Here is a 26,154-nt window from a genome sequence, read left to right as displayed (position 1 = left end):
CCTTCCGGCCTTCCGGGTCGGCGTCATCAGGGTCAGGTCGCCCAGTCACAATTTCGGGCACGGGTTATCCGGCAGACGAAGAATTAATTCACCACAGCGATTTCGAGGTGCGTTCATGCCTTTCGTGACCGTCGGGCCAGGAGACTCTGCACCGATCGAGCTGTATTACGAAGACCACGGGTCGGGCAGGCCCGTCGTACTGATCCACGGCTTCCCGCTCAGCGGCCGGGCCTGGGAGCGCCAGGAACGCGCCCTGCTGGCGGCCGGGCGCCGGGTCGTCACCTACGACCGGCGTGGTTTCGGCCGCTCGAGCCGGCCCGCCACCGGCTGCGACTACGACACCTTCGGCGCCGACCTGGACAAGCTTCTGACCGCCCTGGACCTGTGGGACGTCGATCTTGCCGGACACTCCATGGGCTCCGGCGAAGTCGCCCGCTATCTGGGCACCTTCGGGTCCGGCCGGTGCGACGGGCCGCGATCATCTCCGGAGCGACGCCGTACCTCCTCAAGACCCCGGAAACACGCCAGGGCGTGCCCCAGGAAGTTTTCGAGCAGATCGCGGCGGCCCTGACCGCGGACAATATTCCACTCGACTTCATCTCCGTTGGCCAGACCGGGAAATTGAAACCACCGGGATGAAGCGGCCTTGACGCCGACGACATCCCGGGAATTCGGCGAATAATCCTTGTCCGCCACAGTCCGCGGCAGTGATGCCACGAGATTCTGAGTTCACTCGAATGGCCCCTGCACCGGGACAAACCGTCAGGTGCCATCGAATATGGAATCCCGGGCGTCGTCCGGCGTCCCCGCACCGAAGGACCGGCATGCGAATATCCCGCGAGTCACTCCGTACCATACACATGGCCCGATGGGCTGCGGCTCTTCTGGCCGTATCGGGTATCACCTCCGCACTGACAGTCGAAACGGCGCAGGCCGGTCCTCCGAGCGGTGATCCAGGCCGGGCGAAGCCCACCATCGTGCTCGTCCACGGCGCCTTCGCCGACGCCTCCAGCTGGAACGGGGTCGTGCAGCGGCTCCAGCAGAACGGCTACACGGTGGACGCGCCGGCCAACCCGCTCCGCGGCATTCCCCAGGACTCGGCCTATCTCGCAAGTTTCCTGAAGTCCGTCAAGGGACCGATCGTCCTGGTCGGCCACTCCTACGGCGGAGAGGTGATTTCCCAGGCCGCCGCCGGAAACGACAACGTCAAGGCGCTCGTCTACATCAACGCGATCATGCCGGACGCGGGAGAGTCCTTCTCCAGCCTGTCCGCGAAGTTCCCGGCCGCCCCGCTCACCAAGGCCCTGAAGCAGGTGCCCTTCAGCAACGGTGACGGCACCACCGGCACGGACGTCTACGTGCAGCCGGACAAACTGCACCAGGTCTTCGCCGCCGACCTGCCCACCAGCCAGACCAACCTCATGGGAACCACCCAGCGTCCGATCGCGCTGTCGGCGTTCGCGGACAAGCTCACTGGCGCGGCCTGGCGGAACAAGCCCGTGTACGTCCTCGTCGGCAGGCAGGACCAGGCGATCAACCCGGCCCTGGAGCTGTTCGAGGCGAAGCGCGCGAACGCCCGTAAGACAGTGGAGATCAACTCCTCGCACGTGCCCCTCGTTTCCCACCCGCAGGCGGTCAAGAACCTGATTGTCGACGCCGCCGAGGATTACATGCGGAAGAAGTAGTGAAATGAGGTGGTTGCACGGAGGGTCCGTCGGCTTGCTGACGGACCCTCATGCGCCTTCAGGCTAGGCCCGCTCAAAGGTGCCGTACAACGTCGCTCTCGCAAGTCCGTGGCCGAACAGGAGGAACTCCAGATAGGCAGGGGTCGTTGTCCCGGACACCTCCAGTTCTTCCACTTCTTCCACGTCGACGGCGTGCACCACAAGGAAGTAGCGGTCCGGACCGTTGCCTGGAGGCGTTGCCGGACCGAGGTACCTTCTGTAGCCGGCGTCGTTGGCCAGTGTCACCGCGCCACCGGGCAGATCCCTGCCGTTCCCCCGCCCCGGCCGGAAGGTCGGTCACGGAGGCGGGCAGATTGGCCACAGCCCAGTGCCAGAAGCCCGAAGCGGTAGGCACATCGGGGTCGAACATCGCCACCGCGAAACTCCGGGTCTCCTCGGGAAAGCCGGAGCAGCTCAGCTGCCGTGAGATGTCCGATCCGCCTGCTCCCAGGATGCCGCTCACCTGCTCGCGGGCCAGTTGCTCGCCATTGGCCACGGAATCGGAGGTCAACGGGAAGGTCCTGATCGGCGGCATGAAATCGTAGGGGCCATAGGGTTTGATCATGGCAATCCTCCGAAATATTCTGCTGCCGGGGCCCGCGCACCTCCTATTTTTCGGCGCAAGAATTCCATTACCGTTTCTTGACGTTCACATACGATACGCGTGCACCGATCAGTCGCAAGTTGCCGGTTTCGAGATGTCCACTCATCCTTGTTATGCAGGTCTCAAACTGCTGCGCTCTCCCCGGGTGAACGTCTTTTAGAGGAGCATCCCATGGCCAAGATCCTGTGCGTGATGACCGGCGCAAGCTATTGGACCTTGAAGGACGGGCATCGACACCCCACCGGCTACTGGGCCGAGGAGTTCGTGGCGCCTTACACCGTGTTCACCGATGCCGGACACGAGGTCACCGTGGCAACTCCAGGGGGCGTCATTCCCGTTGTGGACACGATGAGCCTGAGGCCCGGTATGGCGGGTGGCGAGGAAAACTCCCTCCGGGAAGAGGCCGTCATCGAGAAGGCCGAGGAGCTGCGGCACCCCATCTCCCTCAAGGACGTGCGTCTCGAGGACTACGACGCGGTCTACTACCCCGGAGGCCACGGCCCGATGGAAGACCTTTCGGCCGACCCGGATTCTGGGGCGCTCCTGCGGGAGGCACTTGCCTCCGGCAAACCCCTCGGCGTCGTGTGTCATGCCCCGGCTGCTTTCCTTGCGACCCGTGACGCGAACGGCGACACGCCCTTCGCGAACTACCGGGTAACGGGTTTCTGCAACGAGGAGGAGGCCGGTGTCGGTTTTGCCGACAAGGCAAAGTGGCTGCTGGAGGACGAGCTGAAAAAGCTGCCCACCGACTATTCGCGGGGCCCTGCCTGGGAGCCCTACACGGTCGCGGACCGCAACCTCATCACGGGCCAGAACCCGGCGTCCTCGGGGCCTCTCGCCGAGGAACTCGTCAAGACTCTATCCTCCTGAAGGCATCTGCTGACTCTCCGACACAGGAGCCGGGGTCCCCCCGGGTTGAGGCCCGGCGGGGCTGACCGTTCTGATGAGGGGCGTCGGCGGGCGCTTGATTCCCGGATGCGGAAGCGTGCTCGCCGCCCCCGGGGTGACTGCTGCCGACGGCAGGCGAGCGGATCGCTGACGCCTCAGCTTGTCCTTTATGGTTTGAGTCGGTTTCGTTCGGTGATGCTTTCTGGTCGTTTCACGGTTTTACCCACGTCGTAACGGGTGGCGGGCCGCCGGATTTTCGAGCCAAGTGGCCTGCCAGGTCCGGGGGTTGACCACACCGGACGCGTTCATGTCCCGCGTCGGCACTTCCTGGTCCGTCGGCTCGAAGACATGCCAGGCCGCCTTCATGATCGCCGTTGGCCTCATCGCCGCCGCAGCGGGAGTACGCGGCGCGCTGTTCATCGCCGGCCTGCTGTGCATGGCGAGCCTGCCGTGGCGAAAGGAACACGTCTCCACCGGGGATGTTCCAGCATCCACGACGGAAGCGGTTCCGCCGCCGGTCACAGAGAGCCATCCGGTGCACCCCGAGGTCTTCGTCGTAGATGAATCCGGCTTGTTCCGGCAGGAGGACGGTGACGTCGTCGACGAGGCCGTCGGCCAGGACGCCGTGGACGGGATGTCTGCCGATGATCAGGTCGGGGCAGAACACGGTACCGCCGTCATGGGTCTCGGGGGCGTCAGCCCGGGCGCAGAGAGGTTGGTCATGGTGGTCCTCCGTGAGGCGTGGCAGCGAGAAGCGGCCGCGCACAGTCGGTCCGAGATAGAGACGCTGTGGTGGGGACCGTGATGTCCGGCGCGCTGCTGGTGCGGTGGCGGGTCAGGTCAGCGGCTGTGTTTTGATGTCGGTTCGTCGAATGCCGGCTGTTCGAATGGGCGGGCGCCTCCTGGCAGGGGTCCGTGGGTGTCTTGCTCGGGGTGGAGACTGAGGCGCTGCCGGACGCGCCCGTAGCTTTCGTCGAGGACGTCCCAGGCCAGGGCCAGAGGGGATGGCTGAACGTGAGCACTTCGGTGCCGTCGCCGGCGTCGGTCACGCCCAGCTGGGGGTGCCGCGTCGCGGCGGTCTGCAGCGCGTGCCGAAGGCTGGCGGCTGCAGCCGCAGCACTCGCCCAGGTCCGGCGTCGTCGTACAGAAGGCGGCTGACGGAGATACTGCCCGGGCTGGGGGTGGACCGTGAGGCGTGCTCCAGGCAGGCATACGCCACCACTGCCGCTGGCCGAGGTGCTCAGGTGGACGACACGGTCGGGGCGACGCTCATCATGCCCAGGGCACTGAACGGGCGGTCGACCAGGTCCTCCAGTGCGGTGCGCGGCTGGTCATTGCCGGAGTCGGGTCGTAGCGTCGTGACGGAGTCGCGGATCAGAATCTGTACGCTCCGCCGCCGACGACTACAAGCGGCGGCACGCGGTTGAGTGAGGCATCACTCGCCACCAATGAGTGGCTATGGCCTGCGCTTCCGCAATGGGCCCTGGCGGGGACCTACTCCAGGCCTTGATGCCGTCGCTCTGCCTCCTGGTCCTCCCGGCGGGCGTCAGCTTCGTATGACTCCGCAAGCCCTTTGAGCAACTTCCTGGTTCGCGGCCACGCGCGTGCGCGTTCGGCCTGCTCCCGGAAGGACCGAGCCAGCTCCGACTCTTGAACTCCGCCATCCAGGAGTCCCCGAGTGGTCACACCTCGTTTGTTGTAGATACCAATACTGAGACCTCGTTCGAGATCGCTGCTGTTGATCTCTTCAAGTAGGTCTCGGACAGCTTCCGGAATCTGGAAGTCGTCCTGGTCGCGCGGGGCGAAAGCAAGTACCTGACCGATCTGCACGTCACCTACCGCGGCACGGTCTCTGGCAGCCAGTTCTGCCCGTGCCGTCATGACCCACGTGCGCAGTGCAACTGGGTCGAGGGTCCCTTCGGCCGTGAGTCCTGGACATGTGCGCAAAGCATGAAGGGCTCTGTACGCGTGGTTAGCGATGTTGCGTCCGTTCTCCTGCTCGACGGCATCTGCCGTGTCCTCCTCGGAAGTGGCGCTGGGACGGAAGGACCACGTCACCAAATCCGCGAACGCCTCAGGGTCCTCAACCAGCGTCTTGTGGAGGATTGGAGCCTTCGCGTCGAACCCGAGCGCAGGCAAGAGTTGCCACTCCAGACTGAGGATGCGTTGACGGCCGACCTGCTCGTGATGCCGGGCCAGCAGCGCAAATAGGTCCTGGAAACGTGAACCGAGTCGCCCGATCTCAGGATCGCTCAACCTACCTGCGATGAGGTCTTCAAGCCCGGTAACGACGACCTCAGCGGCCTCTGCGCTGTCCCCTTCCCTGTCATATAGGAGGATCAGGTCCAGCGCCGCTGCGGGACGGCCTGCACCCAACAGCGATCGGGCCGCATCAAGCGCTCGCGGGAAGTCGGAGCCGAGCCCGAAGTAGGAGAACTCACGCCAATAATGTCCTGCTGCTTCCGGACCGAGTTCAGCAAGCTTCGACCACGCGCTGGCTGGATCCGGGGCGAGCCGCAGGACAGTTGCCTGAGCCTGCGGAACCTCCGTGAGGGAAAGAAGCTTGTCGCGGAGATCATCCCCCTGGGCCCACATGCGCCGCCGCAGGTAACCAGCCGCGACATCCTTGGCTGGCGAGGTGTCCTCCTCAAGCCAGGACAGCAGCTCTTCGTCATGGTCCTCGCAGTGCTCTGCGAGAGCAATGCCCACCAGGTCGGCGAACTCGGTTGCGGAAGCCAGCTCGACGAGAGCCGCCAGCCCTCCGTTCGCGACTGTGTCCCCGACCGCTGCGGCCCGCCGGGCGAGGAGTTCCGCGTCGTAGGCGGCGAAGTTGTCACGGCGCCTGATGTCGCCAAGCGTGATCCAGCCGGATTGGAACAACCATGTATACCGCTTCACCGGATTCCGAGGCTCCAGCGCTTCGCACGCAGCTTGGAGGGGGCGAAGCTCGTCCGCGGGAAGGGCCCACGCGGTGTCCGCATACTCCTGGTGCCGGGCGACCTGATCGCGCAGTGCGCGGTGGAGAACCGCACGCTGATCGTCATCTTCCAGGTCGCGAGCCAGCTCGGTCAGCCGTCGCGCGACCTCAGCGCGGTGCTTGGGAGGGAGAACATTGATTTTACCGATCAGGTCGGCATACAGCTCAGGGGCGGCGTTGAGTTCGTCAAGGAGCAAGTCGACTACGGCGGTGATAACACTCCATCGATCATGCGGGGTGACGACAGTGTCCCTTTTCCAGTCACGGAAACGCGGACCAGGATGGCTCATCTGCATAGCGTGAGTGTCAGGAATGAGTTGGAGGAGCAACTTGCGGCCGAGTGCCGGCTGCCTCCGCACCAGGCGTCGGATCACTCTGATGCGGTCTTCGGCGTAGGCGGTCGTGTTGGGAGCCCACGCGCTGAGAATCCCCACCAGACTCTCGAGGGGACGATTCGAGAGCCGGCCGCCCGGGTCCACGACAGCCAGCGCGGTCAGTACGTCGACTGCGTCATCGAGATGCTCCGGAGACCATGCCAGGATCGCCAAGGACCACAGAAACTCTGTATGAGGAGAGCTGGATCCAAGCCCCATGGCGTCGGGCTGGTTGTCGGTGAACATGGCAACGTGAAGAGGCCTGGTGCCACTGAGGCCCTCATGCATCGCCTCAATGAACTCCTCCGGAGCGGCCTCAGCCAGCAAGGTGAGCACATCGCCCAGGGAACGCCACAGGCTATACGTGTCATCAGCGTTGGCCTGCTTCAGCAGATCACGAACCAGCAGCCGTGCCCATCGATCCCCCGTGACACCTCCGGGGCCCCGTAGGTCCGCGCCCAGGGTGCCCAGGAGGGCGAGCGACTGGGCGAGTCCTGCGCGCAGGGTGTGTGAGAAGCAGCGCCTTACGCCCATCACCCCGGCCTTCCACCGCTCGCCAGGCTCCAGGTCGAGGGTCGGGTCCGTTTCAGTCAGTACCTCCAAGACTGCCGTTCGGAAGAATCGGAGATCGTCGCTGGTGAGGGATGTACCGAGCAAGGTCCAGGCATCCTCGGCAGCGAGCACGTGCCAGATCCCTTCCTGGTGGCCGAGGAAAGGGATGTCGGATCCAGCGGCGAGCTCCCGGGCCCGCTCCTGCAACTCTTCGTATTCAAGTCCCGAGCACTGTCCAACCACACGGCGGTCTTCCCGATTATCCCCGTTCCAGGAATTCAGCAGTAGCAGCCGTCGGCGGACCACATCGAGCGTCGTGGCCCGTTCCGGTGTGAGTGGCTCCGGGTGGTGGGCCAGGGTTCGCCGAAGCGCGGGCAGGCTGCGGCGACCGAGCGCGCCGAGTCGGGCCGCGCGCTCGCTCGGCATGCCGTCGGATAGCAGCAGGGACTCGATGACCTGGCTGTGGAGCCTGGGCACGTGCACGTCGCACGGGACGCCGGGCATCGCCGCCCACACCAGCTGGTGAGGATGCTGCTGCGGAATGTCCCGTGCGAGCGCGGGGTCCGCGAGGACCAAGATCAAGGGCTGACGCTGCGTGACCAGTTGCTCGACACCGTGCTTGTCGGAAACGAACAGGGCGCGCGCCCCCACCTGAGTGGCCCCCAGGATGCCTTCCTGTTCTAGGGCAGCGGCAACGAAGGCGCAGACCTCGTCGGGGCGCAGATCGCCGCCTAGCGTGATCACCGACCGGCCGATGGCGAGTAGGGCACTGAAGTCGGCGGCTGCCTTCTCTCTTCCTGCCAGCACTACCGTCCGGTCCAGTGGGATGCGCGTCGACCGGAGCCAACTGTCGGTCCACCACGATTCCAGAGGCCGCACGCCCGGCTGTGCTTTCCCCAGTCGGGCAGCAAGCCATGCCGTGGTGGCGGGCGCTTGTTCCAGCCAGAGGTCGATCCCGTCGAGGTTGTACCCACGTACCTCCCGCCACCGGCCTTCCTCGGTGTGGCGCGCGGCCCAGGTTCGGGCATCTCTCCATGCGTCGAGGACGACTTCCACGTAGGTGACGTCTTGGGTCGCGAGCCCGTTCGGTCCCTTGGCCCTCTTCTCGTAGTCCCCCTCAGCCTTGCTGTTGCCGCCGCCAACAGACAACTCCCACACTGAGGTTCCCTCGGGCACGAACGCCGACGGTTCCGACGCTGTGGCGATGCCGTCGAAACCTCCCACCGCGGTGCCGGAACCTCCCGGCATGTCCAAGGATTCCAACCCACTTGCGGTCTCGGCTATCAAACGCCTGATCAGCACCGGGAGCACGGTATCGAAGCCCGCGTCACCACGTGCCTTGCGAAGATCATCACGATCGATTGGCGGCCATGCAGTCATGCCCCGACGGTACTGCCACCCACTGACACTCCTTTCAGATGCAACTCCGCCGGCGCCATCACCGTCAGCCTCGCCCTCCTCCACAGAGCGGGGTCCGCGCTGGATGAGCACTCTCGCCCTCACCGACGCGTGAAGGCACAGCACGTTACCAACGATCGAAATCGATCAATAAAGACCGAAATGGATGCAATCTGTCGCGTCACTGATCACTTTGAGCCAAGTGGGCGTCTAACGTCCCTTCCGCGTCAGATACTGCTTTGACTCTCGGTAGTCGCACGCGTATGTCGCCCCGGGAGCTGGGGTTGGGAACGATGTCAGGAGTGCGATGCAGCTGACCCATGCCGAAGTGATCAACTTTCGCGCCCTGGAGAGGGTGGACGTCCGGGTTGATCCCAAGGCCACCCTCATCGTCGGGCGCAACAACAGCGGCAAGACGTCTTTCGTCAACCTCTTCGAGAAGTTCTTCGGTGAGGAAGACACGAGGTTCGTCCTGGAGGACTTCTCCACCTGCCGCATCGCCGACATCGAACAGGCGCGGCAGATCTTCGGCGAGTCACAGACGCACGCTGCCCAAGGCGACACCGAGACGAGCGAAGACCTGCTGGCCAAGGCCTACGACCTCGTCCCCGCTATCCGGCTGGTCCTCACGATCGAGTATGCGGAGGAGGACGACCTCGCTCCGCTCACCGGAGTGATCCTCGACCTGGACGACACCTGCTTTGAGGTCCAGATCGAGGCGGCGCTGGAGGTGGCGCGTCCTCACGGCTTCCTGAAGGACTTTTGGTTGGCCAGCCAGCGGGAGCCGTTCGATCGCTTCAAGTGGCTCCGCAAGAACTTCTCGGACTACTTCGCCCCGGCCTATCGAGCGGTCAGCCCCTTGAACGAGAAAGTCCGCAAGGACATCAAACGGGGCGCCGCGGAGTCCATCCTATCGGTCAAGTTCATCTACGCGCAGACCAAGGTGGACGACACCCCGGGAGACAAGGCCCGCACCCTGTCGAAGACGTTCGAGGCCTACTACAAGGTCAACAGCGGGCAAGAGGACCGCCACCAGAGCATCGAGCAGATCGAGACTGCCCTGGCATCTACCTCGAAGCAGCTCGACGACAACTACGCCACCCTGTTCGACCCCATCTTCGAAGACCTGCGCACCTTTGGGGTCGGCACCATCACTCCGGTTCAGAAGCCCCGTATCGTCTCCCTCTTTGAGGCCTCAGGAATCCTCCGCGGCAGCACCCGCATCCAATACCCGTCCGGGGATGACGACTTCCACCTTCCCGAAGGCCACAACGGGCTGGGCTACAGCAAGCTGATCTTTACGATCCTGCAGGTCATCAGCTTTCACCAGACCTACGAACGCACCACGCCCAAGCCGGCGCTGCAGGTGCTGTTCATCGAGGAGCCCGAAGCTCATCTGCATCCCCAAATGCAGGAGACGTTCATCAAGAACATCCAGGACTTCATCGACCGCAAGACGGGCTGGAAGGTGCAGGTGGTCATCACCACGCACTCCTCCCACATCGTCGCCAGCAGCGGCTTCCACACCGTGCGCTACTTCGACCGTTCCGAACCGCAGCTCACGGTCAAGGACCTCTCGACCTTCCAAGCCAACGTCAAGGCCACCCCGCAAGGTGACGAGACCCTGCGCTTCCTGCGCCAGTACATGGTTTTGCACCGGTGCGACATGTTCTTCGCCGACAAGGTGATCCTTATCGAGGGCACCGCAGAACGCCTGCTCCTGCCCGAGATGGTCCGGCGGTGCGCCAAGGAGCTGCTGCACCAGTACGTATCGGTCATCGAGGTCGGTGACGCCTATGCCGTCCGCTTCCGGGAACTGCTCGCCTTCCTGAACGTCAAGACACTTGTCATCACCGACATCGACTCCGTGTGCCCAAAGCACCGCAAGGCCTGCCCACCTGGCCAGGGGCAGACGGTCACCTCGAACCAGACCCTCAAGAACTGGCTGCCGGCAAAGTCCAGCATCGCCCAACTGCTCGCCAGCGATCCGGCCAGCAAGGAACAGGGACACGTCCGCGTCACTTACCAGATCCCCGAAAGAGATTCGGGAGCCTGCGCGCGGAGCTTCGAGGACGCCTTCATCATCGCCAACGCAAAACCGCTCGCACGTGACTTCCGCCAGCTCGCCCTCAAGGCGGCCTTCGTCAAGGAGGTCGGGGCCGACCCCACAGCCGACGACATCGAAGCCAAGGCCTACGACATCGCACAGCAACTCAGCGACCACAAGACCGACTTTGCCTTCGACGTCATGCTCCTGGAGGACTGGGCTGTTCCCCGCTACATCGTCGAAGGACTGCAGTGGCTCGCCTAAGCACTCTCGAAGCCGTCGTCACGGAGCTGGAAGCCCGGCGCAGCTTCCTCGTGGAAGCAGGGGCCGGCGCCGGCAAGACGACCACCCTGGTTCACACACTGCAGCACCTCCTGAACCACCACCGCACAGACCTGGAGGCACACGGTCGGCGGATCGCCTGCATCACATATACGAACGTCGCCAAGAAGAAGATCCACGAACGCATCGCCGCGGACCCCCTCGTCGACGTCGGCACCATCCACGAATTCCTCTGGAGTGCCATCCAGCCCTACCAGCGTGAGCTCTGGCTGCAGATCCTCGCCTACAACGAGGAACTGACCAAGCCCGAAGACCTCGATGACGTCACCGCTCCCCCGGTCATCGAGTACTCCGACCGCGGGCGCAGACTGAGCGAGGGGCGCATCTCCCACGACGACGTCATCGCGCTTTCGCTCCGCCTCGTCGCAGCACACCCCAAGCTCATACGCATCATCGCCAGCAAGTACCCCGTCATCTTCGTCGACGAGTACCAGGACACCTCACCCAAGACGATCCAGCTCCTGCTGGACCACTTGGCCGGCGCTGGCCACGAGAACTGCGTGGTCGGCCTCTTCGGCGACTCCATGCAGAAGATCTACGAATCCGGCGTCGGAGCGGTGAAACGCCCCGGCCTCCTCACGGAGATCACCAAGCACGAGAACTACCGGTGCTCACCTCCCGTCGTCGAGATACTCAACCGGATGCGTCCCGACCTCATCCAGGACGCCGTCGGCGAGCAACAGACAGGTGAGGTCCATCTGTTCCTCAACACCGGCATCCCGGCGGGCCCTGAGCGACTGACCGCCGCTGAATCGACGCTTGCCCAGAACGGCTGGACTCGGGAGAACAGCAAATATCTCCTGCTCACTCACCGCAAGATCGCCGGCACTTTGGAGTACGCCAACCTCCTCGAACAGTACAGAAAGCTGAGCCGGTACGGCCCCGACGATCTCATGGCACGCAATGAGCCCTACATCCAGTACCTGACGCGCATCGAGGCCGTAAGCACGGCCTTCCGCAACAACGACTTCGCGGAGCTGACCAGCCTGTTGGATGAGGGGCGGACACGGATTACCCGTCACGCCGACAAACGCACTATCAGTCAGGCCATCCGTGCACTCGACGCCGTACGAACGAGCGGCACCATCGGCGACGTGCTCGACATGATGGGCGAGGGCCACCTCCTCGCCACACCAGGGAAGCTCAAAGACCTCGAACGCCGCAGGACTGCAACGGGTCTCGATGAGCGCGACCAGCGACGAGCGGACTTCTCAAACAACCTCCGCAACGTGCCGTACCGGGAAGTCATCAGCGTCGCTCGCTTCATCGACGAACTGACTCCGTTCTCCACCCAGCACGGCGTCAAGGGCGACGAATTCGAGAACGTCGTGGTAGTGGTCGACGACAGCGCCTGGAACAGGTACAGCATCGGCAAGATGCTCGCAGGCACCGACAAACCCGACCGTACCGAGCGCTCGCGCAATCTGTTCTACGTGTGCTGCTCGCGAGCCCAGCGCGGCTTGGCCGTGGTGTTCATCAACGATCTCCCCGAAGGGGCAGAATCCACACTCCAGGATTGGTTTGTTTCAGGCACCATCCATTCGTGAAGCATAATCCGACATAAGGCCCATGTCAGCACAGTCGAGGGGTGCCAAGACGGCCTCGTGCCGCGTGCCGAAGGGGGTGTCGGGCTCGAAGTAGGTGCGAGCGGACTCCGCTGCGGCGGAGACCGTGGCGTCGGTGTTGAGGTGGATGCCGAGCGAGGGTGCGACGCAGACCAGGGCTTCGGCGAAGCGGTGCCGAGGGTGGATCAGGACAGGTCTCCGCCCTGGGTGTAGGCGAGGGGGCGCATGAGCCGTTCGAGCTTGGGGCGGTCGGTGTCGAAGCGGTCGCGGTAGGCGGTGAATACCTCCTAGGCGTCGCTGGCCAGGCGTTCGCGACAGCCAGGCCGACTGGTGTCGATGTGGATCTGACCGTGGACGAGAACGCGCGCAGTCATCCGTGCCGGCAAGAAGGAAGAACTGGCACGCTGCGTGATCCGGGTACGGGGAGCGGGAGTTGGGGGGCCTGGGTGTCGTCGAGGAGGGCCCGGGTGTAGGCGGCGATGTCACCGGCGGTGAGGTGGGCCGGGTTGTTGAGGTCGATGCCATGGACGGCGACGAGATGGACATGGTGCGCAGCACGCTGGTCGAGTGGCGTGAGAGGAGTCCCAAGACCCTCGAAGAAGTAACCGCAAGGCTGCTGAAAACACGAGCGCGCGAGGAGCCGGGACCAGGCATGATGACAGCCATGACCTTCTTTGATCCTTTGGCTGGCAAAAGCGTTGCTTCCGTGAAGGAAATCACCAAAGCGGCAGAGGTCTGGGACGCCTACGATGCGCGGCTCGACGGTCCGGCACCTATGCCTTTCTTCTACCCGTCCGTTCGCTACGAGAACTGGTGGGGCAGCGGAGTACACATGCAGGAACTCCATACCCTTGCCCAGAACCACGGCATCCCCGTTGCATGGACTCCGCCAGCAGATGTGCTTCAGGACCTCGTCCGTGCTGACGCTGAACACGGCGCGAAGTTGGGGGTCTTGGAGGCTGCCGAAGACGAAATTCGGAGCCTGTGCCACTCGATGCTGCGCGAATGCACTTCCTCCTGGTTGAAGGTCGATACGGAAGCCGCCACCCATGTCCTGGCCGCCTGGGATGACGGGCATCTTCAGGCTGGCGCCTGTCTCGCCCTAGCCGCCGCCGAGGACGTCATGTTCAGCGTCGCTCGCGTGGAACGGAAGAAGAAATACCCCGGGCTTACACGGGCGGCTTCTCGACCAGTTCGCGGCAACTCCTGGCTGGTAGATGAGCAGATCGTTCTGACACCGATCGAGCCGCTGTTCACCAGCTACTTTCCAGAGCGCAACGATCCGATACCGGAGAACTTGTCCCGGCATGCTGTCCTGCATCGACTGCCGCTGGAGCACCTCAACAAGGGCCACAGCATCATCGCGATCATGCTGCTCATTTCCCTGCTCCGACAAGCTGAAGAGGACGCACGCCACGCCGAAGCAGACGCCCACGAGTACGGGTACGACTGAACCATCGACTCGACCGCTACAGTCGGGGTCTGGCACAAGGTGCGCGAGAGTCGTAACGCAGGGTAACTGGCCTAATGCCCCGGCTCTCGCTGTATTTGCTTCGACGTAGTCGCGTGATATCCGATTCGCGACGATCTACCAGGCGAGAGGTGGCCACACGCTGACAAGTACGGCCTCCTGACTGTGAGCTCGCCGCCCGGGAGGTGCATCCGCCTACTCCTCGACCACCTCCTGCGAAGCCGGACGGGGGCCAGAGGGTGAGTTCGTCTACTCCCAGGCCCTCACCTCACAAGCTTCTTCGATTGCAGCGGCCCGAAGAAGCCGTAGCAGCGTGTCCTCCGACGCCGGCATCCGCATCCGTCAGGCGAGCCGGGCTCCTGCAGAGCCGGCCAGAGCCTCAGCGACCCTCGCCAGCAGCCAACCCAGGAGTAGCTCAGACGCCGTGCATAGGCCAGCGTCTTTCAACAGCCGTTCTGGCAGGGGGCCTCAGCGGCCAAGGCCGTCAGCACGCTACTGGTAGACGGTGGTGATCGGCGTGGAGACGCTGGCTCCACTGCCGGGGGCGGCGTAGGAGATAGTCCACACGGCGGCTGTCTTGTTCGGATAGCCGTAGTGGTAGCCGCCGTTGTCGCAGCCGTAGTTCAGGCGCTGTCCCGCGAGCGTCGCGGTGCCGCCACCGGCGAACGAGCAGCGGGCGCCGTTGGCCAGGACGAAGATGGTCGGTTCGATGTCGGGCCCGCCCGCCATGTGGTCGTTGTTGCCGGGAAAGCCCTCGGGGACCGATAGTTCGACCATGCGGTCGGGGGCTCCGTCCTGGCATAGCGCGATGGTGTCCGAGAGATTGGAGTCCGGGGAGAAACAGGCGTCGAGGATCCGGTCGCCGACGGTGCAGCGCCAGGCGTCAGTGCGCATGGTGGATTCGGCGGGCCCGAAGCAGGAGCCGCTGGCCCGGTCGGTGATGGTGATGCCGGTTGCCGGGGTGCCGCCTGGGGACCAGGTAGCGTGGTGGGCGACGAAGTCGTGCAGGTCGGCGGCGATCGCCAGGCGCTGCTCGCGGCGGTTCTCGCTGACGGCGGCGGTACGGCGGTAGTCGAGGAAGCACAGGTAGGCCGCAAGGCCGGCCACCAGGCCGATGAAGACCAGGCCGCCGACCATGGAGCCGAGGGTGCCGCCGTCCTTGAGCGAGTGCGAGTAGCGGACCGGTGTGAACAGCAGGGCAACGCCGTTCAGCGTGCCGCACACTACGGCCCACAGCGGCCGGCAGTGCCATACGGCGATGAAGAGCAGGGACAGCAGGATCGCGATCTCGCCCGGGCCGAGGACGTCGGCCACCGCCGCTTGACACAGATGGGCGGCGAGGGCGCCCACGGGATCGCGCTGGCGCCGTTCAACATCCCGGACGCCGGCGACCTCAGTAACGGCCGCCGCCTCAGCCCCGCACGGCATAGTTGCGCTGGCCCTGAGGAATTAGCAGGTCAGCGGACCCAGGACGCCAACAGGCCAAGCCCATCCCCCGTCAGCCCAAGCGCTCCGCTCAGTGCCAACCATCCCTCTTTTGTGCCAACTAAAAATCCTCGTCACAACAACGCAGTCACCTGCGCACCCGGGGCATGCCGAGGCCGATCCAGGAGATGATCTCGCGCTGGATCTCGTTGTTCCCGCCGCCGAAGGTGAAGATCACCGCCGAGCGGTAGCCGCGCTCCAGTTCGCCGTGGAGCGCGGTGCCCGCCGAGCCCTCCTTCAGTGGCCCCGCGGCCGCCACGACCTCCATCAGCCAGGCGTAGGCGTCACGGCGGGCCTCGGAGCCGTAGACCTTGACCGCGGAGGCGTCCTGCGGGGTGAGCGTGCCCTCCTCGACCGCGCTGACCATCTGCCAGTTCAGCAGCTTCATCGCGTCCAGCTTCGTGTGCGTCAGGGCCAGGCGGCGACGCACCCAGGGCAGGTCGATCACCCGGCGGCCGTCGGTGAGCTTGGTCTCCATGGCCCAGCGCTGCACGTCGTGCAGGGCGCGGATGGCCATGGTGCCGTGGGCGGCGAGGGTGACGCGCTCGTGGTTGAGCTGGTTGGTGATCAGCCGCCAGCCGTGGTTCTCCTCGCCCACCCGACGAGACACGGGTACACGGACGTTCTCGTAGTAGCTCGCGGTGGTGTCGTGCCCCGCGAGCGTGCGGATGAGGGTGCAGGAGTAGCCGGGGTCGCCGGTCGGCACGAGCAGCATGGTGATGCCCTTGTGCGGCGGGGCCTCGGGGTCGGTGCGCACGGCGAGCCACACCCAGTCGGCGGTGTCGCCGTTGGTGGTCCAGATCTTCTGCCCGTTGACGACGTACCCGTCGCCCTCGCGGACCGCGCGGGTCTTCAGGGACGCGAGGTCGGTCCCGGCGCCGGGCTCGCTGTAGCCGATCGCGAAGTCGATCTCCCCGGAGAGGATCCTCGGCAGGAAGTACTCCTTCTGCTCGTCCGTGCCGAACCGCATCAGCGTCGGACCGACCGTGTTGAGCGCCATCAACGGCAGCGGCACACCCGCCTGGGCGGCCTCGTCGAAGAAGATGAACTGCTCCATGGCGGTCATCCCGCGCCCGCCGTACTCCTTCGGCCAGCCCACGCCCAGCCAGCCGTCACTGCCCAGGCGGCGGATGGTGTCGCGGTAGAACCGCTTCTGTGCCGCCGGGTCGGTGTGCCGGGCGTAGGCGCCCTCGGGCACGAGCCGCGCGAAGTACCCGCGCAGCTCGTTGCGCAGCCGCTGTTGCTCGGGCGTGTAGTCGAGATGCACGGCGCCTCCAGGCTCCCCGTGGCCGGTCCTGACGGCGCACACCGTAGAACCTGTTCCAGAAATTGGGAATGCCGAGGAAGGGGAATGCCTGCGCGGCGTCCAGAGCGTCGACGAGCCCGGTGTCCGGATCAGCCCAGGGTCTGGAGGAAGTCGGAACAGGCCCGGGCGGCCGTGCGACAGGCCCGCGCCGCCTCCTCGCCACCCGGGTCCGCGTCGAAGACGTGCGCGGTGTCCAGGCAGACCGCCCGGCACCAGGTCACCTGGCCGCGGATGTGGTCCTCGTCCTGACTGCCGTACGCGGACAGCACGCGGCAGGTCGCGTCGCAGACCTCCGCGCACATGATGCCCTTGCGCCGCAGACGTTCCTGGCCCTGAGTACCGCCCGGTTCGGCGAGGCTCGCGCGCAAGGCGCACGCCCGCGCGCACTCCGTGCAGGCCTGTGCGCACGCGAAGCGATCCTCCAGAAACCGAATGGGATCCTGCTGCGAAGTCGTGTGCGAAGTCGTGGCTGTCACACCGCGCGGGTAGCCGGTGGTGACCCCGTCAAACCGGCGTTCGCGGGGGTTGCACCCGTTTTCCCGTCGGGCCCCAGGGCACTCGGGGGGCGCAGAGAGCGACGAGACGAGGAGGTGGATCCGTGCCAGGACGACAGGAACTGCCGTCGACGCTGGAGCGCTCCTCCCAGGACGCGCAGCGCACCTGGATCAAGGCGCACGACTCGGCGGTCGAGAGTTACGGCGAGGGCGAGCGGGCGCACCGGGTGGCGTACGGCGCGCTCAAGCACACCTTCGAGAAGGTCGGCGACCACTGGGAGCGCAAGGAGGGCGGCCGAAAGGGCCCCTCGGACCCCCGTTCGGCGCGGCCCCGGCAGCAGGGCGGGCGCAGCGGCGAGGGCGTCGACGAGAACGCCTCGAAGGAGCACCTCTACCACGTCGCGCAGCGCCTGGGCATCGACGGGCGGTCCCGGATGTCGAAGGCGGAGCTGCTGGACGCGATCCGCAAGGAGAACCGCTCGCGTACCCGGGCCGCCCGGTCGCGCTGAGCCGCGTCCCACGTCAGGCCGTCGCACAGAGGGGAGTGAAGATCCATGGCTGAGCCCGGCCGCGGCACCGTGCCGCTGCCCGACTACGACGAGCTGCCGCTCGGCAGCCTGGAGAGCCGCATCCGCGCGCTCAACGCGGACGAGGTGGAGCAGCTGCTCGCGTACGAGCGTGAGCACGCGGGCCGTGTCCCGGTGACCGAGCTGCTCACGGCCCGGCTGGAGCAGTTGCGCGCGGGCGCCGAGCCGACGTCCGGTGACACAGCGGGCCTGCGTCCCGAGACGAGCCGGAGCAGTGGGGGATCGCCGGTGTCCCCGGCGACCTCACCGGAGCCCATGAGCCCGCCGCCGCACGGGACACCCGATCAGCGGGGCAAGCCGAAGGGCGACCGCACCTGACCCATGCCGGTCGGCACCTGACCCGCGTCGACCGGCACATGACCCCTGTCAGTCGACGTCAGTCGACCGCCTTCGGTGCCGTGTGCGAGGCGATCAGGTCGGGCGTGAGATAGGCGTCGGTCCGCTCGAAGTCCTTGAGCGTGGCCGGGCGCCCGGCCTGGAAGCCGGTGCGGACGAAGTCGTAGCCCGCCATCGCGTTCAGCGTCCAGTTCGTCAGCGTGCGCAGGCGGGCCGGGACCGTGCGCAGGGCGCCCAGGTGGTAGCCGCGCGCGACGACCTGTGCCGGCAGGCCGGTCAGCTCCACGCCGAGCGGTTTGGACACGGCCTGGACGCCGCCGAGGTCGACGACGAGCCCCAGGTCGCGGTGGCGGTAGGGGGTCAGCGGCGCGCCGCGCAGCGCCGCCGCGACGTTCTTCGCGGCCCTCCAGCCCTGACGCATGGCGTGCTGGGCGGTCGGCGGGCAGATGGCGTCGGGGCCCTTGGCGAGGTCGGGCACCGCCGCGGCGTCACCGAGGGCGAAAACGCCGTCGAGGCCCGGCACGGCCAGGTCGTCGCGGACGACCAGCCGGCCGCGGTCGGTCTCGGCGTCCAGCGTGGCGATCAGCGGGCTGGGGGCGACTCCGGCGGTCCAGATCAGGGTGTGGCAGCGCAGTTTGCGGCCGTCGGTGAGGGTGACGGTGTCCGCCGTGGCCTCGGCGACCGAGACGCCGAGTGAGACGTGCAGGCCGCGCCGTTCCAGGATGGCGAGCGCCTTCGCGCCGAGCCGGTCGCCGAGTTCCGGCATGAGCTTGGGCGCGATGTCGACGAGGTGCCACTTCACCAAGGACGGGTCCAGGCCCGGATAGCGCTTCACGGCGGCGGTGGTGAGGTGGTGCAGATAGGCGGCGGTCTCGGTGCCGGCGTAGCCGCCGCCGACGACCACGAACTGCAGCCGGGTCTCGCGCTCGACCGGGTCGGAACTGGCCGCGGCGAGGTCGAGCTGGGAGATGACGTGGTCCCGTACCCAGGCCGCCTCCGCGAGCGTCTTCATGCCCACCGCGTGCTGGTTCACGCCGGGGATGTCGAACTGCCGTGTGACGCTGCCGGGGGTCAGCACCAGATAGTCGTAGTGCTCGACGGTCGTCTCGCCGTTGATCTTGCGCACGACCACGGCCTTGGCGGAGGGATCGACGCCGACTGCCTGGCCGGGCACGAGCAGCGTACGGTGCAGCAGCCGGCGCAGCGGGACCGCGACCGACTGCGGGGTGAGGATTCCCGACGCGACGTGCGGCAGCAGGGGCAGATAGAGCTGGTGGCTGTAGGGCGCGACGAGCCTGAGGCGCGCCTCGGCGGGCCCCAGAATCCGCTCGAGTCGCCGCGCGGTCTCCATGCCGGCGAACCCGCCGCCGACGATCACGATCCGGGGCACGGCCATGACAGATCCCTCCAGCGGGAGACTTCGACCCCTGCCACGCTAGGGAACAGGGCCCGCATCCGCACCCCCAGCCGCCCTGTTTTCCCAGCTGGCCCGTCGGCCGGTCCGATGCCGGCGGGCCCGCGCGGCCCTGCGGTGCGCTACTTGGCGTACGTCAGCGTGCCGAAGCCGAGCTGGTCGTAGCCGCCGCTGGTGGAGCCGTAGTCACCGCCGCCGCCCTCGGGGGCGACGAGGTTGTAGTACATCGCCGAGATGTACTTGTCGTCGAGGTACAGGCGCCGGTTGTAGTGGAAGTGGAGCATCGCCCACACCGGGCGGATCTGGCCGCGGGACCCGGAGCTGATCACCGTCTGCGACTGCCGGCTGCAGTTCGTGCCGCTGCCCCAGGTGTAGGTGGTGTACGGCACGCCCTGGCCGATGTTGTACTTGGCGACGTACTGGGCCGCCTTGAAGAACCTCCTGCTGTCGTAGCTGTACAGGTCCGTGCCCTGGTTCCAGGCCATCTCGCAGAGGGCGCCCATCTGACCCATGCCCATCATGGTGTGGCCCTGGTCGCGGCCCGACTCCTGCCACTGGCCGAGGGCGTAGCCGGCCGAGTCCGTGTACAGGTACGGGACGGCGTGCTTGATGGAGCCGTTGCCCGCGCCGTTGTAGAAGTAGTTGACGGCCTGGTCGTACTTGGCGCCGTCCTCGCACAGGATCGCGATGGCGAGGATGGACGCCATGTTGCACAGGTCCCAGTTGGCCCAGTAGTTGGTGATGCAGGCGCCGTTGTGGTGGACCAGGAAGTCGTTGTTCATCGGGTAGAAGACGTTGAGCATCATCTTCTTGAACCCGGCGAGGTCGAAGCCCGGATAGTCGCGCATCAGCTCGCCGACGTTGGCGAACTGCCAGCCGTAGATGCCGGCGGCGAGGAACCGGTCCGCGTTGCCCTGGATCGAGGTCAGGGTCTTCGACCAGGCGTTGCAGATCCTGACGGCGCAGTCGGCGTTGGCGCTGGTGCCGGCGACCCACCAGCGCAGCGCGTTCTGGTAGGCGGCGGCGATGTCGTTGTAGAGGGTCCCGTAGTTCTCGGGGTATCCCGAACCCCGGTAGACGACGGACTGGGGGTTGGGCGTCCAGGTGGACGCGGAGTGGGAGTTGTCGATCAGGCGCTGCCAGCCGGAGTACCAGGGGTCCGTGCCGGCGGCGACCCTGACCTTGGCGCGGTTGAGGTCGCCCGCGTTGTGCAGGGCGCCGGGGTGGGCCCAGGTGGTCGGGGCGGCTCCCGCCGACTGCATGGTGGCGGCGCTGATCAGGCCGGCGGCGGCGAGCCCGCCGGCGGCGCGCAGCACGCCCCGCCGGCTGGGCCCGGTGTGGGGGGAATCCGGTGCGGGGTGGAGATCTCTGCGGCTCATTCGTGCATCTCCGATCCGTGGGGGGATCTATGTCGTGGTGATGCTCACCTCGCCGAACTGGGAGGTGCCGAGGGCCAGGGGGTTGCGTGAGCAGACCACGAGGCCCACGTAGTAGGGGGCGTCACCGAAGCCGGGGATGTCTCCCGCGGCGATGGGGGTCCAGGTGGCGCCGTCATCGGTGGAGGCGGACGCGGTGAAGCTCGTCCCGGTGCGCTTCAGCCGCAGCAGGCAGGGCGCGGTGACCGCCGCGTTGCCCGTGAAGGTGGACTTTCCGGCGACGGTCGTGCGCAGCATGAGCTGCGCGCTGGTGCCGCCGGTGACGATGGCCCCGGCCGCCTGGTCGAACGGCGACAGGGACTTGGCCATGAGCAGGCCGACCCGGTCGCCGGTGGCTCCGCTGCGGGAGACGAGCCGGGCGGTGAACGCGCAGTCGCCGGTGACGGGCCGTCGTACGAACTGGCCTGTCATGCCCTGGCCGTTGGCGTTGAGGTCGGTCCCGGCGCCCCGCACCACGAAGGTCCCGTCCTCGTAGGCGGTGCTGCCGGGGGTCTGGATGGCGACCACGCCGAAGGTCCCGAAGGCGCGGTCGTCGAGGACGACGTCACCGAGGTCGCCGTACGTCCAGGGCGCGGGCGGCGGGGTGCCCACGGTGAGGGTGAGGGTGCCGGTGGCGTCACCGGCGGCGTTGCCCGCGGTGGTGGTGACGGTGAAATCGCCGGTCTCGTTCGGCGTTCCGGAGATCAGACCGGTGCGCTTGTCGATGCTCAGCCCGTCGGGCAGGCCGTCCGCCGTGAACCGGACGGGCTCGTGCGACGCCCGCAGCAGGAACTGGAAGGGAACGCCCTTGTTGGCGAACGCCGTTATGGCGGAGCTGAGTTGGGGTACCGACGGTGTGGGCATCGTCGCGATGACCGGGTCCGACAGAGGGCCGCGTCCGGCGCAGTTCGTCTTGGTGACGACGTAGTGGTACGTCGTGCCGGGCGTGCCGGTGGCGTCCGCGTACCGGATACGGGTGCCGAAGCCGACCGGCCCGACGCAGGCCGAGATCGTCTCGTACGGTCCGTCGGCCTGCGTCGACCGCAGTACCTTGTAGCGGCCCGCGAGGTCCGGGTCGGTCCAGGCCAGCTCGACGGCGTCGGCCCCCGCGGTGGCCCGCAGATCGGTGGCGGTGCGGGCGGGGCGCGGCACCGACCAGACCTCGCCGCGGGTGCGGGAGGTGACGCTGACGTTGTCGAAGGCGCCGGTGCCGGTCTCGGCGTAGTCGTGGTCGACGCCGAGGCAGGAGGTGAGGGCCAGGCCCGCGTACGCGGCGTGCCCCAACTCGACCTTGGTGGAGCCGACTTCGGTCCAGTGGATGCCGTCCGGGGAGATCGCGCCGGTGCAGCGGTCGCCCCGGCGGGTCACCCGTACCCAGTAGGGCATGCGCATCCGGTAGCCGTCGCCCGCGCCCTCGACGTACGGGGCCTCGAGCGGGGTCGCCGACTCCGGCAGCGTGCCTAGAGCGGAGATCGGGAAGCCGGCCCCGGAGGTGATCGCCTGCCGCTGGGAGGGCGGCACGGGCGTGCTGCCGGTGGCGGAGATGCCGGCCCCGTCCTGGGTGCGCACGGTCCACACACCGCTCCAGGTGTGCAGCGGCAGGCCCTGGATCAGCATCGAGGCGTGTGCCGCGTCCACGTCCAGGGAGGCGCGCAGGGTGACGCCGATCTTGGAGTACTGGGAGCTGAGGGGGAACACGATCCGCGCGGTGATCGTGCCGTCGCCGGCCAGCGGCAGGCAGGCCACGCGGTAGGTGCCGGAGGTGCCCGACGCCTCGAGCACGAACCGCTCGCCGTCGAAGACGGCCGAACCGGGAATCTTCACCTCTCCGACGTCCTGCGTCGCCCAGGACTCGGGGAGCGCGGCGGCGGCCGCCGCCCAGGCGGAGCTCGCGCTGCTGCCCTGGGAGTTGGTGGCGGTGACGGTGTAGTAGTGGGTGCGTCCTCCGCGCGCGTCGCTGTCGGTGTACGTCGTCTTGTCGACACCGGTGGCGATCTGCTCGTACGGGCCGTCGGGGTCGGTGGCCCGCAGGACCGTGTACGTGTCGGCCCATACGGACGGCAGCCAGGTCACGGTGACCAACTTGCCGCCGCCGACCGCCGTGACGCCCGCCGGGGCGGCCGGGACGGTGGGATCGGGCGCGGTCGTACCGGCGTAGGTGAGGGTGCCCCAGCTGGGCAGATCGTCGTTGCTGCCCTCGACCACTCGGGCGCCGCCTGCGCCGCGGAAGACGGCCGCCTTGACGTACGGGGTGTCCAGGCCGCGGACGCCGGCGTAATGGGCGTAGTACATCTCGTAGATCGGTGGCAGGGTGCCGCGCGAGATGGCCGAGACGGCCGTCTTGATGTACTTGCCGGTGCGGTCCAGGTCGTCGGCGAAGGGGACGTCGCCGCCGAGGTTGTAGCGGGCGTCGTACTCGGCGTTCGCCAGGATGCGGTTGTCGTCGAAGCCCCACAGGTCGACGCCCTGGTTCCAGGCGACCTGGGCCGCGTCGCCCATGAGGCCGACCGCGAGCTGCTCGTGGCCCTGGTCGCGGCCCGACTCCTGGCCCTGGCCGGCGTCGGTGACGACACGGTGCAGGACGCTGCCGTTGCCCGCGCCGGCGGCTGCGAACCTCAAGGCGTCCTCGAAGAGCGTGCGCTCCTCGCAGAACACTCCGATGGCCATGATGGACTGAATCGACGTCAGGTCCCAGTTGCCGTTGGCGTACAGCATGTAGCCGGAGACGGCGGGATACCAGACGGTGAGGAAGGACTCCTCGCAGCGGGCGATGTCGGAGTCCGCCCAGCCGTCGTAGTCGCTGTGCCGCAGCAGCTCGGCCGCGTTGACGAACTTGAAGGCCTGCAGACCCGCGCCGAGCGGACCGTCGGCCCCGGTGATGGCCGTCAGGGAGGCCGACCACACATTGAGGATGTCGCGGGCCTTGTCGGCGTACGCGCGGTTGCCGGTGATGCGCCACATGAGGGCGAGCTGGTAGGCGGCGGCCGAGTCGGCGACGGCCTGGTTCTGGAAGTTGGCGGGGCCGCGGCCCCAGGAAGTGATCTGTCCGGTGTTCTGGATCGTGTACGTCGGCTTCGAGCGCGAGTGGGCCGCGAGCGCGAGGAAGCCGTCGTAGATCGGGGATTCCTTGGCGGCGACCGCGGCCTTCATACGGGCCAGGTCGCCGGCGCTGTGCAGCAGTCCGGGGTGGGTGAAGGTCCGGAGCGTGGTGGTGTCGTCCTGGGCCCAGGCCGCCGCGGTGGAGGCGGACAGCAGTCCGCCTCCGGCGGCGACCACGAGCCCCGCAGCGCCGAAGAACGAGCGTCTGCTGAGGGGAAGCACGGGGGTCACTGGAGTATCTCCTGGATCAGTGGTGCCGCATCACGCGTGCTGCACGGTGAGCGTGACGGTCTGGGTCGCGGTGCCCACGCTGTTGGTGGCCGACACGGTGACGTCGAAGGAGCCGACGTTGTCCCTCATGACGCCGGAGATCAGACCGGTGCCGGGGTCGATGTCCAGCCCCTTCGGCAGCCCGTCCGCGCTGAACGACGTCGGCAGCTCGCCGGCCGTGATCAGGTAGTTGAAGACCTGGTTCTTCGTGCCCGCGGCCTGGACCGGGCTGGTGATCTGGGGCGCGTTGGTGGACGTGGCGTCGGTGGAGTTCAGGAACCGCGTGTTCAGGACGTGCTCGTTGGCGTACGCCGGCATCATGTCCCAGAACGTGTACCAGCCGGGCTTCTTCATCCCGTTGCCGATGAACTTGCCGTTGATGACGAGGTTCTGGAACGTGACGTTCTTGATGGCGTGGTCCGCGTCGTAGCCGACCATGATCGCCGGGTTGGCATGCGTGCCGTTGTACGAGAGGTTCTTGATGTACACGCCGTCGATGCCCCGGCCGACGGAGGTGTTGTACGACGTGTTGAACATGACCCGCATGTTGATCAGCTGGCCCCAGCGGAAGTCCTCCACCCGGATGTCCTGGGCGCGGACGTTGTGCACCAGGTTGCTGTCGCCCGGGTTGAGCGCGATACAGCCCTGGTAGTTCATCTGCGGTTCGCGGTGGTCGAGGATGTCGATGTTGCTCAAGACGAGGTTCTCGATGGTCTCCGGGTTGTCGGTGTTGCCGTGCGTGCCGACGTTGATCGGGTGCGCGACGTCCGCCCAGAGGGTGGAGTTGCGGACGGTGATGTTGCGGCAGTCGCCGTAGTAGTTCCAGCGGTGGGCGTAGATCGCGATGCAGTCGTCCGCGTTGCGCATGTAGACGTTGTCGATGAGGACGTCCTCGCTGGAGAAGACGTCGATGCCGTCGCCCCACTGGCCGTGGCTGTAGGCGTGGAAGTTGTGGATGGTGACCTGCTGGGACTGGCCCACGGTGATCGCGTAGCCGCTGCTGGGGTTGAGCACCGTCACGCCGTCGATCTCGATGTTCTTCGAGTACTCGACCAGCACGCCGCTCGGCGAGTTGTACAGCACGCCGCGGCCTCGCAGCCGGGCGTTCTCCACGTTCTGGAACGCCACCTGCGACGTCAGCACCGCACCGCCGGCCAGGTAGACCGTCTTGCCGCTGGGCACGGTCAGTACGTTGTTGGTGGTCTTGTGCAGGCCGGGGCCGAAGTAGATGACGTCTTCGTCGCCGGGGTCGGGGACGTGCGTCTCGATCGGGTGGGCGTGCAGCTGCAGGTTGTTGAAGACGTCCCCGTCGACCTCGATGGAGAGGTTGCGCGGCTCGGTGAGGGTGAAGCTGATCGTCGCGCCGTCCACCGTGAACCGGGTGCCGTACGACAGCGGACGGATCCGCGCGGTGCCGATCGTGCCCTTGGCGGACGTGACGGCGACCTCCACGGTTCCCTGGAAGTCGAACATGGCGACGGAGGAGTTGAACACCGGACCACTGCCCGTGTTCGCGTCGATCTGCTTCGCTCTCGCGCGGTAGACGGGCACCGTCTGCCAGTCGCCGCCCGGGGTACGGGCCTTGACGGAGTAGCTCAGGTTGGTCGGGACCCCGCTCGGGATGGGGTAGATCACCAGCTTGTCGGTCGATGCGGGCGTGTCATCGGCGCTCGCGGTGCCGGCCGCGGCGCCGATCAGGGAGTACGCGGCGGCAGCGGCACCCGCGGCCTGGAGAACGGTGCGCCGGGTCATGCCGGTGCCCTGGGTGTCGTTCATGGAGAAGTTCCTTAACTGAGCGGGGAGATG

The 26,154-nt window shown here is 66.8% G+C and carries 16 protein-coding genes and 2 pseudogenes; 9 read left to right on the top strand and 9 right to left on the bottom strand.

The annotated features are described in order from the left end of the window. Positions 1-115 precede the first annotated feature (115 nt). Positions 116-579, top strand: a pseudogene (locus SY2F82_RS14910) (alpha/beta fold hydrolase); the annotation flags it as partial. 281 nt (positions 580-860) lie between these two features. After that, on the top strand, positions 861-1,685 hold the full coding sequence (locus SY2F82_RS14905) for an alpha/beta fold hydrolase (RefSeq protein ID WP_200419548.1): 825 nt from the start codon (positions 861-863) through the stop codon (positions 1,683-1,685). Positions 1,686-1,748: 63 nt separating this feature from the next. On the opposite strand, the pseudogene SY2F82_RS14900 reads toward SY2F82_RS14905, so the two are convergent. Continuing rightward, positions 1,749-2,289, bottom strand: a pseudogene (locus SY2F82_RS14900) (YbhB/YbcL family Raf kinase inhibitor-like protein). A gap of 210 nt (positions 2,290-2,499) precedes the next feature. Between SY2F82_RS14900 and SY2F82_RS14895 the strand changes: the two are divergent. Then, a complete protein-coding gene (locus tag SY2F82_RS14895) occupies positions 2,500-3,198 on the top strand; it encodes a type 1 glutamine amidotransferase domain-containing protein (protein ID WP_200419547.1) in 699 nt (232 codons plus the stop codon). Positions 3,199-3,523: 325 nt separating this feature from the next. Next, the gene (locus SY2F82_RS38830) at positions 3,524-4,021 is read left to right on the top strand and encodes a hypothetical protein (RefSeq protein ID WP_236041467.1); all 498 of its coding nucleotides are present in this window, start codon (positions 3,524-3,526) and stop codon (positions 4,019-4,021) included. Between the two features lie 689 nt (positions 4,022-4,710). On the opposite strand, the gene SY2F82_RS14885 is transcribed toward SY2F82_RS38830, so the two are convergent. Further along, on the bottom strand, positions 4,711-8,499 hold the full coding sequence (locus tag SY2F82_RS14885; RefSeq protein WP_200419546.1) for a hypothetical protein: 3,789 nt from the start codon (positions 8,497-8,499) through the stop codon (positions 4,711-4,713). A gap of 325 nt (positions 8,500-8,824) precedes the next feature. On the opposite strand from SY2F82_RS14885, the gene SY2F82_RS14880 reads away from it, so the two are divergent. The 3 genes from SY2F82_RS14880 to SY2F82_RS14870 all read left to right on the top strand — a co-directional run bounded on the left by SY2F82_RS14880 (position 8,825) and on the right by SY2F82_RS14870 (position 13,924). Next, a complete protein-coding gene (locus SY2F82_RS14880; RefSeq protein WP_200419545.1) occupies positions 8,825-10,828 on the top strand; it encodes an ATP-dependent endonuclease in 2,004 nt (667 codons plus the stop codon). Next, positions 10,816-12,453, top strand: coding sequence for an ATP-dependent helicase (locus tag SY2F82_RS14875; RefSeq protein ID WP_200419544.1), 1,638 nt, complete (start codon positions 10,816-10,818; stop codon positions 12,451-12,453). Before SY2F82_RS14880 ends, SY2F82_RS14875 begins: the two co-directional genes overlap by 13 nt. Positions 12,454-12,994: 541 nt before the next feature. Then, positions 12,995-13,924 carry a hypothetical protein gene (locus SY2F82_RS14870; RefSeq protein WP_200419543.1) on the top strand — a complete coding sequence of 310 codons (930 nt, stop codon included), beginning with the start codon at positions 12,995-12,997 and terminating at the stop codon, positions 13,922-13,924. Positions 13,925-14,434: 510 nt separating this feature from the next. On the opposite strand, the gene SY2F82_RS14865 is transcribed toward SY2F82_RS14870, so the two are convergent. The 3 genes from SY2F82_RS14865 to SY2F82_RS14855 form a co-directional block, all read right to left on the bottom strand. Then, a complete protein-coding gene (locus tag SY2F82_RS14865) occupies positions 14,435-15,292 on the bottom strand; it encodes a hypothetical protein (protein ID WP_200419542.1) in 858 nt (285 codons plus the stop codon). Between the two features lie 223 nt (positions 15,293-15,515). After that, on the bottom strand, positions 15,516-16,694 hold the full coding sequence (locus SY2F82_RS14860; RefSeq protein ID WP_200419541.1) for an acyl-CoA dehydrogenase family protein: 1,179 nt from the start codon (positions 16,692-16,694) through the stop codon (positions 15,516-15,518). Between the two features lie 128 nt (positions 16,695-16,822). Next, positions 16,823-17,209, bottom strand: coding sequence for a ferredoxin (locus tag SY2F82_RS14855; RefSeq protein ID WP_200419540.1), 387 nt, complete (start codon positions 17,207-17,209; stop codon positions 16,823-16,825). Positions 17,210-17,331: 122 nt separating this feature from the next. On the opposite strand from SY2F82_RS14855, the gene SY2F82_RS14850 reads away from it, so the two are divergent. Beyond that, a complete protein-coding gene (locus SY2F82_RS14850; RefSeq protein WP_200419539.1) occupies positions 17,332-17,736 on the top strand; it encodes a ChaB family protein in 405 nt (134 codons plus the stop codon). A 45-nt stretch (positions 17,737-17,781) separates the two neighbouring features. Then, on the top strand, positions 17,782-18,132 hold the full coding sequence (locus SY2F82_RS14845; protein ID WP_200419538.1) for a hypothetical protein: 351 nt from the start codon (positions 17,782-17,784) through the stop codon (positions 18,130-18,132). Positions 18,133-18,190: 58 nt separating this feature from the next. Here SY2F82_RS14845 and SY2F82_RS14840 read toward each other — a convergent pair whose 3' ends face one another. The 4 genes from SY2F82_RS14840 to SY2F82_RS14825 all read right to left on the bottom strand — a co-directional run bounded on the left by SY2F82_RS14840 (position 18,191) and on the right by SY2F82_RS14825 (position 26,124). Further along, positions 18,191-19,546, bottom strand: a complete 1,356-nt coding sequence (locus SY2F82_RS14840; protein ID WP_200419537.1) for an NAD(P)/FAD-dependent oxidoreductase — start codon at positions 19,544-19,546, stop codon at positions 18,191-18,193. A gap of 140 nt (positions 19,547-19,686) precedes the next feature. Further along, positions 19,687-20,943: an alginate lyase family protein gene (locus SY2F82_RS14835; protein WP_200419536.1), complete on the bottom strand. Its 1,257-nt coding sequence runs from the start codon at positions 20,941-20,943 to the stop codon at positions 19,687-19,689. A 27-nt stretch (positions 20,944-20,970) separates the two neighbouring features. Further along, positions 20,971-24,300, bottom strand: a complete 3,330-nt coding sequence (locus tag SY2F82_RS14830) for an alginate lyase family protein (RefSeq protein ID WP_200420015.1) — start codon at positions 24,298-24,300, stop codon at positions 20,971-20,973. Between the two features lie 39 nt (positions 24,301-24,339). Continuing rightward, positions 24,340-26,124: an Ig domain-containing protein gene (locus SY2F82_RS14825; RefSeq protein WP_200419535.1), complete on the bottom strand. Its 1,785-nt coding sequence runs from the start codon at positions 26,122-26,124 to the stop codon at positions 24,340-24,342. Positions 26,125-26,154 lie beyond the last annotated feature (30 nt).

Origin of the sequence: Streptomyces sp. Y2F8-2 (assembly GCF_014905555.1) — a bacterium.
Taxonomy (GTDB): domain Bacteria; phylum Actinomycetota; class Actinomycetes; order Streptomycetales; family Streptomycetaceae; genus Streptomyces; species Streptomyces cynarae.
The sequence above is the reverse complement of the archived record's forward strand: the minus strand, read 5'-3'. Positions and strand labels throughout refer to the sequence as shown.

What these genes read in the sequence shown, in the direction of transcription:
- SY2F82_RS14905 (WP_200419548.1), top strand. Translation starts at nt 861, where the DNA reads ATGGCCCGATGGGCTGCGGCTCTTCTGGCCGTATCGGGTATCACCTCC.
- SY2F82_RS14895 (WP_200419547.1), top strand. Translation starts at nt 2,500, where the DNA reads ATGGCCAAGATCCTGTGCGTGATGACCGGCGCAAGCTATTGGACCTTG.
- SY2F82_RS38830 (WP_236041467.1), top strand. Translation starts at nt 3,524, where the DNA reads ATGTCCCGCGTCGGCACTTCCTGGTCCGTCGGCTCGAAGACATGCCAG.
- SY2F82_RS14885 (WP_200419546.1), bottom strand. Translation starts at nt 8,499, where the DNA reads ATGACTGCATGGCCGCCAATCGATCGTGATGATCTTCGCAAGGCACGT.
- SY2F82_RS14880 (WP_200419545.1), top strand. Translation starts at nt 8,825, where the DNA reads ATGCAGCTGACCCATGCCGAAGTGATCAACTTTCGCGCCCTGGAGAGG.
- SY2F82_RS14870 (WP_200419543.1), top strand. Translation starts at nt 12,995, where the DNA reads ATGGACGGCGACGAGATGGACATGGTGCGCAGCACGCTGGTCGAGTGG.
- SY2F82_RS14845 (WP_200419538.1), top strand. Translation starts at nt 17,782, where the DNA reads ATGGCTGAGCCCGGCCGCGGCACCGTGCCGCTGCCCGACTACGACGAG.
- SY2F82_RS14840 (WP_200419537.1), bottom strand. Translation starts at nt 19,546, where the DNA reads ATGGCCGTGCCCCGGATCGTGATCGTCGGCGGCGGGTTCGCCGGCATG.
- SY2F82_RS14835 (WP_200419536.1), bottom strand. Translation starts at nt 20,943, where the DNA reads ATGAGCCGCAGAGATCTCCACCCCGCACCGGATTCCCCCCACACCGGG.
- SY2F82_RS14825 (WP_200419535.1), bottom strand. Translation starts at nt 26,124, where the DNA reads ATGAACGACACCCAGGGCACCGGCATGACCCGGCGCACCGTTCTCCAG.